The organism is Cryobacterium sp. 10S3, assembly GCF_034344045.1.
Lineage (GTDB): Bacteria > Actinomycetota > Actinomycetes > Actinomycetales > Microbacteriaceae > Cryobacterium > Cryobacterium glucosi.
The window spans coordinates 2,682,009-2,699,093 of the sequence record NZ_CP133773.1 but is presented as its reverse complement, the minus strand read 5'-3'; the positions used below and the strand labels follow the sequence as shown (position 1 = coordinate 2,699,093).

The window sequence follows — 17,085 nt, the reverse complement described above, 5'->3', positions numbered from 1 at the left end:
GGGGGAGTGATCCCTGCACCGAATCCCGCCGCCCTCCCGGCGAAGAGCCTCGTCCTCATCCCGCTCCTGCGAGCAGACCTCGAGGCGGCGCACTATTCCGTCGCGACCCTGAGTGGACTCTGGGGCCCCGAAGCGGATGCCGCGCTCCGCCGCAACCAGCGGGTCCCCGCCCTGCGGGCCCTCGCGGCCCTTCGCGCCAGGCTCGGTCGCGAGGAGCCGTCGGCGACCCTCGCGCAGCTCTTCGTTCTCGGACTCCCGGTGACGCGCGGCGCGCTGTCGGCGGCGCTCCCGAGCCTCGGGGCGGCAGGTGCCGTCGCGCTCGGGCTCGTCGCCCGCGTCGGTGAGGATGACGGACCCGGCGCAGAACCCGGCGCAGAACCCGGCGCCGACGAGAACACCCTGCTCCGCCCGCTCGTCGAGCTCCGCCCGTACAGCTTCGTGGACGCCCACGGGGCCGGCAGCTGGTGGATCGCCTCCGACCTCGGCGAGCTCGTACTCGGGCACGCGCTCGGCGAGAGCCATGTGCTCGGCGTCGGCGGGGCATCCCTCACCCTGAGCGGCCTGCTGCTGCCGAACCCGGTCGACACCGCCCTCGACCTCGGGACCGGCTGCGGGATCCAGGCCCTGCACGCCTCCCGCCACGCCAGACGCGTCGTCGCGACCGACATCTCCGAGCGTGCGCTCGAGCTCGCCGCCCTCAACGCCGCGCTCAACGGCGTGACCAACATCGAATTCCGGCTCGGCAGCCTGTTCGAGCCGGTCGCGGGCGAGCGCTTCGACCACATCATCTCCAACCCGCCGTTCGTGATCACGCCGCGGGCAGAGGGCGTGCCGAGCTACGAGTACCGCGACGGCGGCCTCGTCGGCGACGCCCTCGTCGAGTCCGTCGTGCGCGGGGCTGCCGCGCACCTCACCCCGACCGGCGTCGCCCAGCTCCTCGGCAACTGGGAGTACCGCGCAGGCCAGGACGCCTTCGACCGCCTCGCCGACTGGCTCACCCCAGCCGCTGCCTCCGTCGACGCGAACCAATTCGACGGAGATTTTGCCGAAAAGACACCGGGGAAGCCGTCTTCGGCCCCTGCGGAGGGCGAATCTCCGTCGAATTCGTCAGGGCCCGCGCCGGCGCTCGACGCCTGGATCATCGAGCGCGAGGTGCAGTCGCCCGAGCTCTACGCCGAGACCTGGATCCGAGACGGCGGCACCCGGCCGGGCACGGCCGACTTCGACCGCCTCTACGACGCCTGGCTCGACGACTTCGCGGCGCGCGGAGTGACGCAGGTCGGCTTCGGCTACCTGCTGCTCCGCCGCCCGGACACCGCCCGGCCAGCGGAGGTTCCGCGGTTGCGGCGCCTCGAACGCCTGCACGGCGGCCTCGGTCACAACCCGGACGGCATCGGCAGCCACCTCGCGGCCTGCCTCGCCGCCCACGACTGGCACGCGGCCCTCCCGGATGACGACCTCGTCTACGCGACCCTGACCGTTGCTTCCGACGTCACCGAGGAACGCCACTTCTGGCCCGGCCAGGAGGACCCGACCCTGCTCACCCTGCACCAGGGCAGTGGATTCGGCCGGTCGGTGTCGCTCGACACCGCGCTCGCCGCGCTCGTCGGGGCCTGCGACGGCGAACTCGCGGTCGGCGCGATCGCCGGTGCGCTCGCCGAGCTGCTCGAGGTCTCCGAACGCGATCTCACCGCCGAGCTCCTCCCGCGCGTGCGCGAACTCCTCGATGACGGTTTCCTCCTCCCGCCAGAACTGCTCGCCTGACCCGGTCCCGACGTACCCGCCGGCGGCGGGCGACCGCCCGAACCGGCCCCTGCGGTAGTTTGGAACCAACCGGATTCGTTCGGAGAGGAGGACGTGAGTGACACCCGACGCGCGGAACGCCATGAAACGTCGCACCTTCCTCATCGGAGTCACGGGTCTCTCGACCCTCGTTCTCACCGCGTGCGTGTCCCCGGCCCCGCGGCCGAGCGCATCCGCCACCGCTACGTCGACCCCCGCACCGACGCCCACCGTCTCGCCCGTGCCGAAACCCGCGCAGATGCGCCGCACCTCCTGGTCGGCCGACCCGTTCGCCCGCGGTTCGTACAGTTTCGCCGCCGTCGACTCCACGCCCGAGCAGCGCACTGCGCTCGCCCAACCCGTGCTCGACCGGGTCTTCTTCGCCGGCGAGGCCACCTCGACCGACGCTCCGGGAACGGTGCAGGGCGGCCGCGACTCCGGCTTTCGCGCGGCGCGCGAGATCATCGCCGCCGCAGCGCCCGGCGAACGCATCGCCGTGATCGGCGCGGGCATCGCCGGGCTCAGCGCCGCGCGCATCCTCAAGGACGCCGGTTTCGACGTCGTCCTCGTTGAGGCTCGCGACCGCATCGGCGGCCGCATCGACACCGTCAGCGACAAGAAATGGCCCTTCCCTGTCGAGCTCGGCCCGTCCTTCGTGAGCCACAGCGACACAACGTCCCTCGACGAGGAATTCACCCGCCTCGGCATCGCGACCACCCCCTTTCCGAGCGCGAGCGAGACCCGCACCCATGCCGGAATCGTCGTCGCGGTGCCCGACACCGGCGAAAAAGCCGTTGCGACCGCGCTCGCCTGGGCCACGAAACAGGCCAGTGACATGTCCGTACACGGCGCGCTCGACGGCTCCGGCGCGAGCACGCTGTCCACAGCGGATGCCGGTGACGGTGTTTCGGCGGCTGACTGGCTCGCATTCCGGGTCGCGACCGTTCTCGATATCGACGCGGGCGCATCCGTCGACCAGCAGTCGGGCTGGTACACGAGCGCGGACGCCGGCGCGAACGAGGACCGGATCGTGCTCGGTGGATATGCCCACCTGCTCACCAAGGCGGCAGAGGGCATCGACCTGCTCGACTCGAGCGTCGTCACCAAACTTGCATACACCGACACCGGCGTGAGCCTGCGTCTGGGCACGGGGGAGTCGCTCTCCGCCGACCGGGTGCTCGTCACCGTTCCGCTCGGGGTGCTGAAATCCGGGGTGCTCGAATTCGACCCCGCGCTGCCCTTCGCGCACCGCGGCGCGATCGCCGACCTCGGCATGGGCACGCTCGACAAGGTCTGGCTGCAGTTCGACGAGCCGTTCTGGAGCACGACCGCCCCGCTGTGGACCACGGTCGGCGGGGACGAGGACTTCCGGGTCTGGATCAACATGATGCCGCTCACCGGGGAGCCCGTCCTGGTCGGACTCGTCGCCGGGGACACGGCGCTCCGGCTCGCCGGGGCCGACGACGCCACGGTGCTTGCCGCCGCGCTGCGCGGGCTGACCCCGTTCTACGTGCCCCCGACGCCGAGCCCCACGCCGACGCCCGCGCCCTGACGAACCCCATAAAGTCAATCCCGAGCATTTCTCACCAAACGGTGTAAGCTATGCCCAATGTCTAGTCGCTGAAGATTCCCGGGGCGAGCCGGGACTTCATGCAGGTGCGGTCCGCCGTTGTGCAGCTCCCCAAGGTTTAGTCGTTCCCGGGTTGGTGTTGCCGATGGCTGCCAATTGGGTGGGTTGCGTGCAACGGTCGTAAGACCCAGCAATGTACACATGTCGTGCCGTCGGCCACCCGAGCGCGGTCGCGGCTTCGGTGCCCCGCCACAGTCGCGACTGCAGTTCCCCTGTTTGACCGCGTGATTGATCGTGCCTCATGGAAACCCTGCTGGACCAAGAGCTGGACAGCCTGCTCGACTTCGATTCCGACCTCGCCTGCGAGGGTTCCCACCATGGCCGCGGCCTGAGCGGCCACCATCCGACCGCGCCCGGCGCCTACATGGTCATTTCGCCGTGCTGCGGCCCGAAGGTCGTGCAGTGCTCCCCGCGGGTGATCGCCATGCAGCACTCCGGCGTGCTCTACTGCGGCGCCTGCCGCAGCGAACACCTCACCGTGGAATACACCTTCATCCCGCTGTAGGCCGTTCCGCCCACTCCCTTCCGCTGTACCATGCGAGGGCGCAGTTCGACCGCGCAACCGGATGCCGAGGGGAACCAGCCATGATCGCACTCACCGGAGCGACGGGGCTCGTCGGCGGTCTCGTTCGCGACCGCCTTGACGCGGCAGGAACGCCCACCAGGCTCATCGTGCGCTCGACCGCGCGGCTCGCGCGGCAGCATCCGGATGTCTGGACCGCCGGCTACGGCGATGCCCAGGCCCTCGCCCCCGCCCTCGCCGGGGTCGACACCCTGTTCATGGTGTCGGCGTCCGAGAGCGCCGAGCGGGTGACCGAGCACCGCACCCTGATCGACAGCGCCGTCGCCGCCGGAGTCGAGCGGATCGTCTATCTCTCGTTCCTCGGCGCCGATCCGCACGCCGAATTCACCCTCGCCCGGGACCATGCCGCAACCGAGACGCACCTGCGGGCGAGCGGCCTCGCGTTCACTTTCCTGCGCGACAACTTCTACCACCGGCTGATCGCGCAGATGTGCGGCGCCGACGGCGTCATCCGCGGGCCCGGCGGCGAGGGCCGCATCGGCTCGGTCGCGCACACCGACGTGGCGGATGCCGTCGCGGCCGTCCTCGGCGGCGGCTCTCGTCACGACGGGGAGACCTTCACCCTCACGGGGCCGCGCGGCTGGAGCCTGCGCGACGGCGCCGCGGAGCTCGCCCGGGTGACCGGGCGGCCGATCCGCTACGAGCGCGAGACCGAGCCCGAGGCGTGGGCGTCCCGCGCTCACTACGGTGCGCCGGACTGGGAGGTTGCGGGCTGGATCTCAAGCTATCTCGCGATCGCGTCCGGCGTGATGGATGTCGTGACGGACGACGTCGAACGCCTCACCGGGCATCCGCCCCAGGACCTGCCGGAGTACCTGCGCGCCACCCCCGACGCCTGGGCGCACCTCCGCCCCTAGCCCCCGGCCATTACCCTTCAGCCCTGGGGCTTGAGGCCCCGCCAGCCGCGGGACGACCAGGTCAGCATGGCTGCGATCCCGGTGAAGAGCGCGACGGCGACCACGCAGTACAGCACCGTCTCGAGCGGGCCGCTGACCTGCTTCGGGTCGAGGAAGAAGTAGGGATACCAGCGCACCAGGGCGCCCCGGATCAGGGTGAACGCGCCCCAGATGCTCGGGACGACCATGACCCAGGCGAGCGTCGTCCATGGCAGCCGGGCCTTGCCGGTGTCGGTGAGCCAGTCGACGAGCGCGATCCCGGGGATCCAGAAGTGCAGCAGCTGCGTCGACCACGGTACCTCCATCGTGTACGCCCGCGACGAGGACTGGATCACGATCGCGAGGAACACGATGCCCGAGACGATCATGTAGGTCGTGACGAGCAGCCGGATCCAGTCGAGCCAGGGTGGGTCGACCTCCCGGCGCAGGGCGACGATCCCCGCGGCGATGAAGACACCGACCGCGGCGATGGCGCTCTGCACGGTGAAATAGCTGAAGTAGTTGTACACAATAAAACTCTTGAAGCCGAGGATGTAGCCGAAGTACCCGAGCAGTGCGAGCACCTCGGCGCCGGCCAGGACGAGCCGGACGATCCCGACGATCCGCCGTCGCGGGGAGTGAAGCGGGGAGTGAAGCGGAGAGCGATCCGGGGAGCGCCGCCCCAAGCGCATCAGGGAACGCCTCGCCGAGCCCGGGCGCGCCAAGAGAACCGCGGCGAGCGACCCGGCCGGGTCGTCGGTGCGGGCGGGACGATCTGCACGCGCGCACATGCTTCAACGCTACGCCAGCGGGCAGGTCACTCGATCCGAAAGCCGTCGTCCCCGCGGTCCGGCATGTCCTCGACGTGCACGGTGTCGACCTGGGCAGAGGGCGGCCCGTGCCGCAGCCAGTCGAGCATCCGGTCGACCGATGCTGCCGGCCCTTCGACCTGTACCTCGACCGAGCCATCCCTGTGGTTGCGCACGAATCCCGCGAGCCCGAGTCGCCGGGCCTCTGCCTGCGCGTAGTACCGGAACCCCACGGCCTGGACCATCCCGCGCACCACCGCCTGTTTGCGAACCATCCCCCCATTGTGCCCCCGATCCGGTTCCCTGTCCCGATCGGGGGGACGCCGGAATACAGTGCTCTTGCTACCGTGGGAGCGCTGAGCCGACCGAGGCCAGGCTGGGGAGTCACGTGAGCTGGACTACCGCACTGATCACGCCCGCACTGCCCGATCACCCGCTCTTCGTGTTCGCGGCCTATTTCGCCGTCGTGCTCCTGAGCGTCGCCCTGCCGTTCGCGGTGTCCCTCGTGCTCTACGAGGTCCTCCAGCTCTGGGCGGTTCGGCGCCGTGAGCGCGCAGAGCCCGACCTGCGGGCGCTCCTGCTCACCGTCCTCGTCGCGGTGGCACTCGGCGTCATCGGCGTGCTGCTCCTGCAATTCGGCCTCACCGGCGCCCCGCCCGCGTCCGGCACGGCCGCGAGTCTCGGCGGGCTCGCCGTACGGCTCCTGATCGTGTTCGCGCCCCTGGCCGTTCTCGTCCTGGTGCTCCGCACCCTGATCGACCGCCGCCGCTGACCGCCGCCGCTGACCTCCGCCTGCGACCGCGGCTGACCGCATCGACTCAGCGGCACGCCCGCGGATGCCGACGCCCTAGACGACGGGGACCGGTGCGGTTATCGTGCCCAGATCACCCGGCACCCGCCGCGTGAACCTGCCAGAAACCGAAACGGAGCTGAGATGGACGCATTGACCGCACCGGAACGAGCCGAGGTCGAGCGAGCGAACGAGTCGGGCCTGCGCCCGGTCGTGTTCGTGCACGGGCTCTGGCTGCTCTCGAGCAGCTGGGACCGCTGGCGCGGCCGCTTCGAGGCCGCCGGCTACACAAGCATCGCCCCCGGCTGGCCCGACGACCCCGAGAGCATCGAGGAAGCCAAGCGCGACCCCGACGTCTTCGCCCACAAGATGATCGCCCAGGTCACCGACCACTATCTCGACGCCATCAACGACCTCGCGATCAGACCCGCCATCGTCGGGCACTCCTTCGGCGGGCTGATCGCCCAGCGCCTGGCCGGTGAGGGAGTCTCCGCTGCAACGGTCGCGATCGACTCCGCACCGTTCCGTGGCGTGTTGCCGCTGCCGGTATCCGCCCTGAAATCGGCGTCACCGGTGCTGCTCAACCCGGCGAATGCCGGGCGGGCCGTCTCGCTCACCTTCGAGCAGTTCAGCTTCGGCTGGGCCAACGCCCTCGACACCGACGAGGCGCGCGCCCTGTACGACACCTATCACGTGGCCGCATCGGGCGTGCCGTTGTTCCAGGCCGCGACCGCGAACCTGAACCCGTTCACTGAGGCGCGGGTCGACACGAAGAATCCCGAGCGCGGGCCGTTGCTCATCATCGCGGGGGACAACGACAACACCGTGCCGCTCGCGATCTCGCACGCGATCTACAAGCAGCAGAAGAAGAACCCGGGTCTGACCGAGATCGTCGAGGTGCCGAACCGGGGCCACTCGCTCACGATCGACCACGGCTGGGAGGAGGTCGCCGACCTCGCCATCGACTTCGTCAAGAAGCACGACTAGAGCAGGCGGGCGCGCGAGCGGGGGCAGCGGCTCAACAGGGGCGGCGGCTCAAACGGGGTGGGGCGGCAGATGCCGCGGCTCGCTAGTATCGATCCGGGGGAGCAATCATATGGTCGACAAAAGCACAATCGATCCGGGCAGTATCGACGACGGCCGCGTCGAAAACGAGGGCATGCGCCGCCGGTTCGCCGCGCAGGCCATCATCGACAAATTGCTGCGCCAGCAGGGTGCCCACCCGCGTCGCACCCGTCTCGCCCGCTTCCTCGGTCGGTCCCCGCTCGGCGGCAATGCCCTGGGCTGGTACCGCGGCGCGCAGGGAGAACTCGCCGTCGGCGCACTGCTCGCCCAGCTGCCTCCGGAGTGGGCGGTCTTCCACGGGCTCCCCGTCGGGGTGAACGGCTGGGACATCGACCACGTCGTCGTCGGCCCCTGCGGAGTCGTCACCATCAACACCAAGCAGCACCGCCGTGCTGCGGTGCGGGTCATCGGCGAGGACGTCATCGTCGGGGATCGAGCGGTGCCCTACCTCGAACACGCGGCCTTCGAGGGCGAACGCATCGACACGCTCCTGCATGCCTACCTCGACTTCACCGTCCCGATCCACCCCGTGCTCGCGTTCGTCGGTCCGAAGGGTGTCGTCCGCATGGGCCCCGAGAACGCGGTCACCGTGCTCGACGCCGCAGACCTCGTCTCGTGGCTGACGGCCCTGCCGCGCGTGCTCACGCCGCTCGAACGGTTCCAGGTGATCGCGCTGCTCGACGATCCCGCGAGCTGGGCCGAAACCGTGCCGGTCGGCACGGGCGACGGCCTGATGGAGCGCTTCACAGTGCTCGACAACCAGATGCGGTCGGCGCGGTTGCAGCGCCTCGTGCTCGCCCCCCTTGAGGTCGTCGTCGGGCTCGGCGTCTCCGCCTACCTGGCCGCGAACCTCGGCATCGTCCTGGTCGGCGCTTTCTCCGGCTCGGGTCGCTGACTCCGCGGCTTCGCACTCACCAGTGATCGGCTGGGCGCCGCCCCAGTACGAGGTGCATCCTGCGTCACACCGCGTGTCCCGGGTGGGCAACCCGCACACAATGCTTCATATACACCCCATAACTTAACGAATGGAGCAATCCGTCTAGGATACTGGCGTAGCCTTGTTCCCACGGCCTATCCACGGGCCTGGGGAGGAGTGAGCCGTGTACACCCGCGTTGAGACCAGCTCCGCGGTGCAGCAGCTTGCGATCGGCCTTCACGACCCCGCCCGTGATCGACCCTGGGTCGTCGTCTCCTCACCGTTCGGAACAGCCATCCCCGAGATCGGCATCGATCAGCTCGCCACCCAGATCGGCGACGTCGCGCGCGTCTTCCTCGTGCAGACCGGAGAACTCACCCGGCAGCTCGGCGACCTGCTCCCCGCCCAATTCCAGGTCTACGGCAGCGCCGGCCGGTCATACCCCACCGGGCCGAACCCCTTCGCCGACCTGGCCAGGTCCCGCCTGCGCTTCACGCACGGCGACCCCCAGCACGCGACCGACCAACTCGTCACGGATGCCCTCGCTCACGCCCACCACGCCGGTCTCTTCGCGCTCGCCCCGGCATCCGTCATCACCGTCACCGGAACCGTCAAGGGCTTCATGCTGCACGGTTCCCGCGCCCTCGTCGAGCTCGATGACGGCGGCATGGCGACCATCTGGCAGGAACTCACTTACCCGCCCGTGCCGCTGGACTGGACCCTCTCGCCCGGCCAGCGCATCCAGGGTGCCCTCGATGCCCCGACCCACCGGCTCAATGTCGAGCTCAAACCGCCGACAACGGAGGTGATCGCCGAGCGCTACCCGCACGGTAGCGTCACCCTCGCCCTGGTGCAGAAGGTCAGCGCGCAAAAGGCCGTGCTCGCCCTGCACCCGCACCTCACGTTCACGATCACCCGCGCCGACATCTCGGCCAACCCGCGCGACCTCGTCGATACCCTGCTCTCCGAGGGCGACGTCGTGGCCGCGCGGGTCATGCACCTGCCGAGTGGCGCCCTGCACCTCGTGCTCAGCGACGTCGACGACGACGAGCCGGTGTTGCCGCCGCTCGCCGCCGTGCTCAACGGGCCGCCCTGGCTGCGCGAGAACCGCCCGCTGCTCCCGCTCGTCGAGGACGACGACACCGGAAGCGGCGACGACCTCGTCTTCGACCCGGCCATGTCCGCGAAGGGGCTTGCCGGGTTCGTTCGCGCGGCCGGCGCCGCTCTCGCCCAGGACGACCTGCACGGCGAGGCCGGTTTCCCCGACGCGCTCGCCGGTGCTGGCGCCGTGCGGCCATCGCCCGCCGACCTCGCCGCTCCCCGGCCGATCGTGCCGCGCCCGTTCCCCGGGCCCGGCCGCGTGCACGCCGTGCGCCGGCCGACACCCGCGACCGCGGGGTCGCCCGGCGCGATTCCGTTCCGCGTCGGCCCGACCCCGGCGCCGTGCGCGCCGACGTCGGTGTCTGCCCTGCAGTCCACCCAGCTCTCCCTGGCCGAGGCGAAGGCGAAGATCACCCGGCTCGAGGCGCAGCTCGTCGAGGCGGGAAGCACGGAGTCCGACCTCGCCCGCCTGCGCGAGCAGGCCCGCTCCGCGCAGCTGCAGCTCCGCGACGCGCTCGTCGAACTCGGCACCCTGCGCCACACCGTCGCCGAACTCCGCGACGAGCAGCGCACCCAGAAGCGGATGCTGCGCGAGTCCCGCCGGACCGTCGTCGCCCCCACCCCCAGCAGCGAATACGAGTCCCGCCGCGCCCTCTGGGAAGATGCCACCAGCTGGGTCCGCCACGAGATCGCCCTCGCCTGGGTCGACCGGGTCCCGGAATCCGACCGCGAGGAATGGCCGCTGCCGCACAGCTACGGCCTGTCAGACCGGTTCGCGGATTCCCTGAGCGGGCTCGACGACGGGCAGCTCGCGAAGGCGTTCAAGGCATCCGTCGATGTGCTGACCGGACGGGTCAAGACCCTGCAGGGCCGCCACCTGCACGCGCTGCGCCAGGGCGCAGGTCCCGCAGACCCGCACCTGCTGCGCTGGGACGGCGCCCGCTGCATGCGGGTGTCGATCGAGCAGAACACCCCGGCCGCGCGCCGGATGCACTTCTGGCAGAAGCCGGACGGCAGCGTCGAGCTGATCCGCATCGTCACCCACGACGATATGGAAGCCTAGGCAGTCACCCCTGACCGCCCGGCCGGGTCAGCCGGCGCGGCGCGGGTGGGTCGGCGGGAGCGTGTTCTCCACGTAGGGGATCCAGGATTGCGCGTCGCGGGCGAGCACGAAATCGGCGAACGACATCGGACTGGCCTGGGGGTCGACGCCCGGGATTCCGGTGGCGCCGGCCGCGGGTGCAGCCGGCATCGACCCCGTCGGAGTGTCGGCCATGGGCACGAAGCCCGGCGGAACGAAGGATGCCGGTCGCCGGCGGCGCTCCTCGTGCGCCGGAGGCCGGGGCTGCTGGTGCTGCTGGGCCGGAGGTCGCTGCTGCGGTGCCCGCCGGTCCGCTACCCGAGCGTCACCGTCCGGCGCCGGGCCGGTGCTGTGCCGCGGCCGGGCAGACGGGAGGCCCGTGTCCTGGCCCGCGGGATCCTGCTGCGGGCTGGCGCGGTAGAACGTGTCGGGGTGCTGGCTGTAACGATCGTCCGGGAAGGTGTCGGCATTCCGGGGGTCGCGCCGGTCGGCGGGCGGGCGACGGCGGTCGTTCGGGTACGGCAGGCCGGCCTTGCCCGGGTCGCGGCGATCGACGAATGCCCGGCGCCGCTCGATCGGCATCGGCAACGGCGCGCCGTACTGCGGGTTCGGGCGGGTCGCCGGGTTCTGCGGTTCCTGCGCCGGCGGATGCTGCCGCACCGGCGGGTACTGGAAGCTCTCCGGATCGAGCGGGTTCGACGGTGTTCCCGGGGCCTGGCGCGGGAGCCTGCTGTCGCGCGGATCCATCGGCGTCCGCCGGACCGGCGAGGGCGGCGGCGGAACGGGTCCGCGGCGGATGTACTGGTCGTCCGGTCCGCGGGTGGTCCAGCCGGCACGCGGACCGAACTGGGCCTGCGGGTTCTCCGCCGGTCGCTGCTGGGGGTACTGCTGCTGCGCCTCGCGCGCTTCGGCGCCGCGCGGGTCTGCGGCCGAGGGGCCAGCTGCCGGAGTTCCGGCGGCGGCCGGGCCCGCGGACGCGGTGGCCGGGCCGGACGGAGCCGCGGTGCTCGCGGGATCCGGTGCCGCGGCCCGCCGGGCCGCAGCGGGTGCGCGTGTCGGCGGTGCGGCATCCGTGCGCTTGCTCGCCACCCGGTCGAGCTCGCCGTAGAGCACGTCGCGTGCGGCGGACATCCGCACGAATTCGGTGGTCGCGGCCGCGATCGTCTCCGCGGAGGCACCGGCGAGGAGGTCGGGGTGGTGCGTCCGCGCCTGCTTGCGGAACTGCTTGTCGATTTCGGCGCGGCTCGCACCCGCAGGCACGTTGAGGATCTCGGCGGCGATCTCCGGGGTCATGACAGCGGGCCGAACGAACGGAGGTACTTGTTGTAGGCCAGGCGCTGCAGGGTGTACTTGTACTGCGGAGCGAGGGCGCGAACCCGGTCCAGCAGGCCGTCGTCGATCTCCTTCAGCCGGGAGCCCGCGCGGATCGTCAGGATCGGGCCGGCGACGATCGCCGCGACGAACACGAGGAAGAGGGGGTTGTGGGTGACCGCAAGACCGAGCACGGTCAGGAGCAGGCCGGCGACGAAGACTCCGACGCCGATCCAGAGGGACCGTTTCGCCGGGGCGAGGTTCTCCTCCGCGAAGCGCGTCCAGCCTTCCTCCGAGCGGGTCCAGAACACCCAGCCGGGAGGCGCGGGGGAGCATTCCGGAACCGGCGTCCATCCGGCAGGGGGCTCCCAGCCCTGGTTGCCCGCAACCCAGTCGAGGGTCGGCGTCGGCCACCGCGGCGGGCGCTGGAACTCCAGCGGCAACGGGTCGGGAAGCGTGGGGGCGTCGGCCATAGACCCAGATTAGTGGCATCGACGCCGGCTTCGGTCCCCTGAATGGGTGGCATCCCGGGGGGCATGGTCCGATACCCGCCGAGAATAAGTCCCCTAAAAAGGGGACACGGGCCCCCCGCGTATGCCACTATGTGTTCAGCATATTAATGCAGACGGCTACCCGACCCGAAAGTTCCACCATGTCCCACTGGTTTACCCGAATTGCTGCCGTCACCGGTGTCGCCGTTCTGTCCCTTACCCTCACCTCATGCACAAGCGTCGCCGCCCTCGTTGGCTTCGCGCCGATCGACCAGGCCAGCCAGGTCTCGGCCTCCGCCGCACCGACGGCCACCGCTACTCCGCTCGTCTTCAACTCCGTCTTCACCGACATGGGCTCGATCCACCCGACGATCCAGCTCGCGCCCCAGCTCGAGCTCCAGCTCGACATGTGGACGGAGCAGAAGACCCACGAGTGGTACACGGACAGCGACAAGCGTTTCTCGTTCGTGATCAGCGTCTTCGATCGCTCGCAGGCGCCTGAGGCGGCTTTCGGTACCAAGCGCCACGTCTACATGTCCAACGTCACGGTCACCGCAACGACGACCACGGCGAGCGGCGCGAGCACGACGCCGTTCGTGCTCAACGTGAACCCGATCGCCGCAACGCTCGACCCCGAGGCGCTCACGGGCCCCGGCGGGCTGCTCGTCACCTCGCCGAAGGGCGGCTTCCAGCTCGAGTCCAACTCGATCGGCGTGCTGACGCCGGACACCTACGGCCTGACCCTCGACTTCGCGATGACGATCGCCGGTGAGGCCACGGCCGGCGGCGGCGCGACCGTCACCCAGATCGTGCACCAGTCGATCCCGGTGGCGATCTTCAAGCGCATGTAACAACTGCATGAACAAGCGCCGGCACCGCACGCCGGCACGCCAGAAAGGCCCGGAACGGCGAAATCGCCGCTCCGGGCCTTTCCTGTTGTGCGGGCCTTTCTTGGTGTGCAGACCCGTAGGCTCACCGCAGCGGATGCCGCGGCGTCCGTCTACAGGGCGGGCTCGGTGACCGTGTTCTTCTGCAGGGTGACCGCGGTCTGCGACAGCAGGCGACCGTCGACCGTCGCGCCGGTCTTCAGGGCGACGAGGGACTTGCCGAGGACGGTGCCCTCGAAGTGCGCGGTCGTGCCGACCGCGACGGACCCGGCAGCCTGCCAGAAGACGTTCTTCGCGAGCGCGCCGCCGGTGAGGGTGACCCGGGTGGCGGATGCCTGGGTGATGTTCCCCGAGATCTGGAAGATGAACACGTCGGTCGGGCCGCCGTTGAGGGTGACGTCACTCGTGATCGTCACGCCGGTGTTCCACTTGTAGAGCCCGGGAGCGAGGGTGAGGCCGCCGATCTCGCCGGCGCCGAGGTCGATCGCATCCGGCAGGGTGCGACCGGCGGCATCGGTGTACGCGGTGCCCATGTCGCCGACGGCGGTCGTGAGCAGGCTCGGGGCGGTGATCTCGCAGGCGGGGCCCGCGGCATCCACGGAGTAGATCAGGCCCGTCACCTCGGGGCAGCTCAGGTGGATGGCGGCACCGGTGATGGGGCTCGCCCCGACGTTTCCCGTGATGGCCGAGGCGTAGACATCCGTCACGCCCGTCTTGGAGAGGATTGCGAAGGTGCCGGCGAGGCCGAGCGAGACGGGCGCGCGCACGGAGCCGACCGGGACGGCGGCGGAGGCGGAGCTGGCCCCGGTGGTGGTGGCGCCGACCGTGCCGACCGCCGCGAGGGCGATCGCGACCAGGAGGACGGGCAGCCACTTCCTGGCCGGCGTGGTGGTACTGGTTTCGGTGGGTGTCTGGTCGAATGCAGTCATGGTGATTCCCTTTGTTCCCGTCAGCCCGGGTCCGCGACTGCGGAGCCGGGGCAGGGCCGTCGCACGCGGCGGTCCCCGGAGCTCCATCCGGGTTACGCTCGCTGGCGGAAGTGTGCCGGGAATGCACCTCTCCAGCCACCGGGGCAGACGGGTACCGCACCTGGAACAGGTGCCCTCAGTAGCTGGAATCCAACGAATCGAATCTGTCTAACCCCCAGACTAGGGCCAGAATCCGTCGGCCCTGGACCGGGGAGTGCTGTCCGGGTGAATTCGCGAGGAACACCCGGCGCCGGCGCACCCCTGCGCCCTCGACACCTGGGGCACTAGCCGCTGCCCTGACCTAGCAGTAGGTTGCCGAGAGCGGATGCCGTCGGCGCCACGAGACGCCGGGTCGCGGCTTTCGAGGTCGCGTCAGGAGTCGTCATGTCAGAGCGTCATGTGGTCTGGTTCGAAGAGATCGGCCTCGCCGACATCCCCCAGGTCGGCGGGAAGAACGCTTCCCTCGGCGAAATGGTCGGCTCGCTCTCCGGCCAGGGGGTGCGGGTGCCCGACGGTTTCGCGACGACGGCGGATGCCTACCGCGCGTTCATCACGGAGAACGGGATCGAGTCGGCCCTGCGCCAGGCCCTCGACAGCTACCACTCCGGAGAGGCGACTCTGCGGGTCACGGGCGAGAGCCTGCGCGAGTTGTTCCTGAACGGGGAATTCCCCGAGGACACGGCCGCGGGCATCCGCTCGGCCTACCGGGAACTGTCTGCCCGCTCCGGGCAGCAGAACCTCGCCGTGGCGGTGCGGAGCAGCGCGACCGCGGAAGACCTGCCGGACGCGAGCTTCGCCGGGCAGCAGGAGACCTTCCTGAACGTGACGGGGGAGCGGGACCTGCTCGCCGCCTGCCGCCGCTGTTATGCGAGCCTGTTCACCGACCGGGCGATCAGCTACCGCGAAGTCAAGGGCTTCGACCACCTCGACGTGGCACTCTCGATCGGGGTGCAGCGGATGATCCGCTCCGACCTGGGCGGGTCCGGGGTGATGTTCTCGATCGACACCGACACCGGGTTCCCGGGTGCCGCCGTGATCAGCGCGGCCTGGGGACTCGGCGAGACCGTGGTGCAGGGCGCCGTCGACCCCGACAAGTACCTCGTGTTCAAGGCGCTGCTCGCCGACCCCGGGCTGACCCCGATCATCGAGAAGACCCTCGGCGCCAAGGCGACCAAGATGGTCTACGCCGCCGGCGGCAGCGCCCGTACCCGGGTGATCGACACTCCGCTGCGGGAGCGGAACGCGTTCGTGCTGAGCGACACTGAGATCGTGCAGCTTGCCCGCTGGGCCGTGATCGTGGAAGACCACTATGGCCGGCCGATGGACATGGAGTGGGCCAGGGACGGCGTCACCCAGGAGCTGTACATGGTGCAGGCGCGGCCGGAGACGGTGCAATCGCAGGCGAGCGGCACCGTCTTCACCGTGAGCAGGCTGCTCGAGAGCGGGCCCCTCATCGTCTCCGGCGTCGCGATCGGTGACAGCATCGCGACCGGAACCGCGTGCGTGATCCGCGACCCGGCCGACATCGACAACTTCATCGACGGCGCGATCCTCGTCACCGAGATGACCGACCCCGACTGGGTGCCGATCATGACCCGGGCATCGGGCATCGTGACCGACCACGGCGGGCCGACCAGTCACGCCGCGATCGTCAGCAGGGAGCTCGGCGTGCCAGCGGTCGTCGGCACCGGCACCGGAACCGACCTGATCCACAACGGCGCCGAGATCACGCTCTCCTGTGCAGAGGGCGACGAGGGCTTCGTCTACGCAGGCACCCTCGACTTCGAGACCGAGGAGGTGGACCTCGGCACGGTGCCGATGACGCGCACGAAGCTGATGGTGAACATCGCGAGCCCCGCCGCCGCGTTCGAGTGGTGGCGGTTGCCGGCCGCGGGCGTCGGCCTGGCCCGGATGGAGTTCATCATCAACAACCTGATCACCATCCACCCGATGGCGCTCGTGCACCCGGAGCGGGTCACCGACCGGGCCGCGCTCCGGCGCATCCACGAACGCACCCGCGGCTTCGCCGACCCGCAGGAGTACTTCGTGCAGACCCTCGCGCTCGGCATCGCGAAGCTCACCGCGCCGTACTACCCCGACCCGGTGATCGTGCGGATGAGCGACTTCAAGACCAATGAGTACGCGCACCTGCTCGGTGGCGGAGCGTTCGAGCACACCGAGGAGAACCCGATGATCGGCTTCCGCGGCGCCTCCCGCTACTACGACGACCGCTACCGTGAGGGGTTCGCGCTCGAATGCCGGGCGATCAAGCGGGTGCGCGAGGAGATCGGCTTCACCGACGTGATCGTGATGGTGCCGTTCTGCCGCACCGTGGCCGAAGCCGACAAGGTGCTCGCGGTGATGGCCGCGAACGGGCTGACCCGCGGCGAGAACGGCCTGCAGGTGTACATGATGTGCGAGATCCCCGCGAACGTGATCCTCGCCGAGGAGTTCGCGACCCGGTTCGACGGCTTCTCGATCGGGTCGAACGACCTCACCCAGCTCGTGCTCGGCGTCGACAGGGACGCCGGTGAACTCGCCGGCCTCTTCGACGAACGTGACGAAGCGGTCAAGCGGATGATCAGCGAGGCCATTCGCAAGGCTCACGCCGCCGGGATCAAGATCGGCATCTGCGGGCAGGCGCCGAGCAACTACCCGGACTTCGCGGCCTTCCTGGTGCGCGAGGGCATCGATTCGATCTCGCTCAATCCGGACAGCTTCCTGAAGACGGCGGGCATAGTCGCCGAGGCCGAGGGGCTGCTCGACACCGTATGACGGCCGGCTCCTGCGGTGCGG

At 70.2% G+C, this 17,085-nt stretch carries 15 protein-coding genes; 10 read left to right on the top strand and 5 right to left on the bottom strand.

Annotated features, from left to right (window positions below):
* The first annotated feature begins 6 nt into the window (after positions 1 to 6).
* The 4 genes from RHM57_RS12530 (at position 7) to RHM57_RS12515 (ending at position 4,852) form a co-directional block, all read left to right on the top strand.
* Positions 7 to 1,764 (top strand): methyltransferase, encoded by a 1,758-nt coding sequence (locus RHM57_RS12530; protein ID WP_322135297.1) that lies wholly within the window; start codon positions 7 to 9, stop codon positions 1,762 to 1,764.
* Positions 1,765 to 1,861: 97 nt separating this feature from the next.
* Positions 1,862 to 3,334, top strand: coding sequence for a flavin monoamine oxidase family protein (locus RHM57_RS12525; protein WP_322188252.1), 1,473 nt, complete (start codon positions 1,862 to 1,864; stop codon positions 3,332 to 3,334).
* Positions 3,335 to 3,653: 319 nt separating this feature from the next.
* Positions 3,654 to 3,917 (top strand): hypothetical protein, encoded by a 264-nt coding sequence (locus RHM57_RS12520; RefSeq protein ID WP_134449380.1) that lies wholly within the window; start codon positions 3,654 to 3,656, stop codon positions 3,915 to 3,917.
* A gap of 80 nt (positions 3,918 to 3,997) precedes the next feature.
* On the top strand, positions 3,998 to 4,852 hold the full coding sequence (locus tag RHM57_RS12515) for an SDR family oxidoreductase (protein ID WP_322188250.1): 855 nt from the start codon (positions 3,998 to 4,000) through the stop codon (positions 4,850 to 4,852).
* A gap of 17 nt (positions 4,853 to 4,869) precedes the next feature.
* On the opposite strand, the gene RHM57_RS12510 is transcribed toward RHM57_RS12515, so the two are convergent.
* Both RHM57_RS12510 and RHM57_RS12505 read right to left on the bottom strand, forming a co-directional pair.
* Complete coding sequence (locus RHM57_RS12510; protein WP_322135300.1) at positions 4,870 to 5,661, bottom strand: Pr6Pr family membrane protein; 792 nt, start codon at positions 5,659 to 5,661, stop codon at positions 4,870 to 4,872.
* Positions 5,662 to 5,687: 26 nt separating this feature from the next.
* Positions 5,688 to 5,954: an acylphosphatase gene (locus tag RHM57_RS12505; protein WP_134449383.1), complete on the bottom strand. Its 267-nt coding sequence runs from the start codon at positions 5,952 to 5,954 to the stop codon at positions 5,688 to 5,690.
* A 113-nt stretch (positions 5,955 to 6,067) separates the two neighbouring features.
* Here RHM57_RS12505 and RHM57_RS12500 point away from each other — a divergent pair, with 113 nt between their 5' ends.
* The 4 genes from RHM57_RS12500 to RHM57_RS12485 all read left to right on the top strand — a co-directional run bounded on the left by RHM57_RS12500 (position 6,068) and on the right by RHM57_RS12485 (position 10,614).
* The gene (locus RHM57_RS12500; protein WP_322135301.1) at positions 6,068 to 6,451 is read left to right on the top strand and encodes a hypothetical protein; all 384 of its coding nucleotides are present in this window, start codon (positions 6,068 to 6,070) and stop codon (positions 6,449 to 6,451) included.
* Positions 6,452 to 6,613: 162 nt separating this feature from the next.
* Complete coding sequence (locus tag RHM57_RS12495; RefSeq protein ID WP_322135302.1) at positions 6,614 to 7,456, top strand: alpha/beta hydrolase; 843 nt, start codon at positions 6,614 to 6,616, stop codon at positions 7,454 to 7,456.
* A gap of 109 nt (positions 7,457 to 7,565) precedes the next feature.
* Positions 7,566 to 8,429, top strand: a complete 864-nt coding sequence (locus tag RHM57_RS12490; RefSeq protein ID WP_322140936.1) for a nuclease-related domain-containing protein — start codon at positions 7,566 to 7,568, stop codon at positions 8,427 to 8,429.
* Between the two features lie 205 nt (positions 8,430 to 8,634).
* Positions 8,635 to 10,614, top strand: a complete 1,980-nt coding sequence (locus tag RHM57_RS12485; RefSeq protein WP_322135304.1) for a hypothetical protein — start codon at positions 8,635 to 8,637, stop codon at positions 10,612 to 10,614.
* Between the two features lie 27 nt (positions 10,615 to 10,641).
* Here the strand turns inward: RHM57_RS12485 and RHM57_RS12480 are convergent, their stop codons facing one another.
* Both RHM57_RS12480 and RHM57_RS12475 read right to left on the bottom strand, forming a co-directional pair.
* A complete protein-coding gene (locus RHM57_RS12480; RefSeq protein ID WP_322135305.1) occupies positions 10,642 to 11,925 on the bottom strand; it encodes a J domain-containing protein in 1,284 nt (427 codons plus the stop codon).
* Entirely contained in the window at positions 11,922 to 12,416 is a 495-nt protein-coding gene (locus RHM57_RS12475; protein ID WP_166791042.1) for a hypothetical protein, read from the bottom strand. Before RHM57_RS12475 ends, RHM57_RS12480 begins: the two co-directional genes overlap by 4 nt.
* 179 nt (positions 12,417 to 12,595) lie before the next feature.
* Here RHM57_RS12475 and RHM57_RS12470 point away from each other — a divergent pair, with 179 nt between their 5' ends.
* Complete coding sequence (locus tag RHM57_RS12470; protein ID WP_134449649.1) at positions 12,596 to 13,285, top strand: hypothetical protein; 690 nt, start codon at positions 12,596 to 12,598, stop codon at positions 13,283 to 13,285.
* Between the two features lie 149 nt (positions 13,286 to 13,434).
* Here RHM57_RS12470 and RHM57_RS12465 read toward each other — a convergent pair whose 3' ends face one another.
* The gene (locus tag RHM57_RS12465; RefSeq protein ID WP_322135306.1) at positions 13,435 to 14,250 is read right to left on the bottom strand and encodes an ice-binding family protein; all 816 of its coding nucleotides are present in this window, start codon (positions 14,248 to 14,250) and stop codon (positions 13,435 to 13,437) included.
* Positions 14,251 to 14,673: 423 nt separating this feature from the next.
* Between RHM57_RS12465 and ppsA the strand changes: the two genes are divergently transcribed.
* Complete coding sequence (gene ppsA, locus RHM57_RS12460) at positions 14,674 to 17,064, top strand: phosphoenolpyruvate synthase (protein WP_322135307.1); 2,391 nt, start codon at positions 14,674 to 14,676, stop codon at positions 17,062 to 17,064.
* Positions 17,065 to 17,085 lie beyond the last annotated feature (21 nt).

Coding starts and splice junctions, on each gene's coding strand:
- RHM57_RS12520 (WP_134449380.1), top strand. CDS start 3,654: ATGGAAACCCTGCTGGACCAAGAGCTGGACAGCCTGCTCGACTTCGAT.
- RHM57_RS12515 (WP_322188250.1), top strand. CDS start 3,998: ATGATCGCACTCACCGGAGCGACGGGGCTCGTCGGCGGTCTCGTTCGC.
- RHM57_RS12510 (WP_322135300.1), bottom strand. CDS start 5,661: ATGTGCGCGCGTGCAGATCGTCCCGCCCGCACCGACGACCCGGCCGGG.
- RHM57_RS12505 (WP_134449383.1), bottom strand. CDS start 5,954: ATGGTTCGCAAACAGGCGGTGGTGCGCGGGATGGTCCAGGCCGTGGGG.
- RHM57_RS12495 (WP_322135302.1), top strand. CDS start 6,614: ATGGACGCATTGACCGCACCGGAACGAGCCGAGGTCGAGCGAGCGAAC.
- RHM57_RS12490 (WP_322140936.1), top strand. CDS start 7,566: ATGGTCGACAAAAGCACAATCGATCCGGGCAGTATCGACGACGGCCGC.
- RHM57_RS12480 (WP_322135305.1), bottom strand. CDS start 11,925: ATGACCCCGGAGATCGCCGCCGAGATCCTCAACGTGCCTGCGGGTGCG.
- RHM57_RS12475 (WP_166791042.1), bottom strand. CDS start 12,416: ATGGCCGACGCCCCCACGCTTCCCGACCCGTTGCCGCTGGAGTTCCAG.
- RHM57_RS12470 (WP_134449649.1), top strand. CDS start 12,596: ATGTCCCACTGGTTTACCCGAATTGCTGCCGTCACCGGTGTCGCCGTT.
- RHM57_RS12465 (WP_322135306.1), bottom strand. CDS start 14,250: ATGACTGCATTCGACCAGACACCCACCGAAACCAGTACCACCACGCCG.
- ppsA (WP_322135307.1), top strand. CDS start 14,674: ATGTCAGAGCGTCATGTGGTCTGGTTCGAAGAGATCGGCCTCGCCGAC.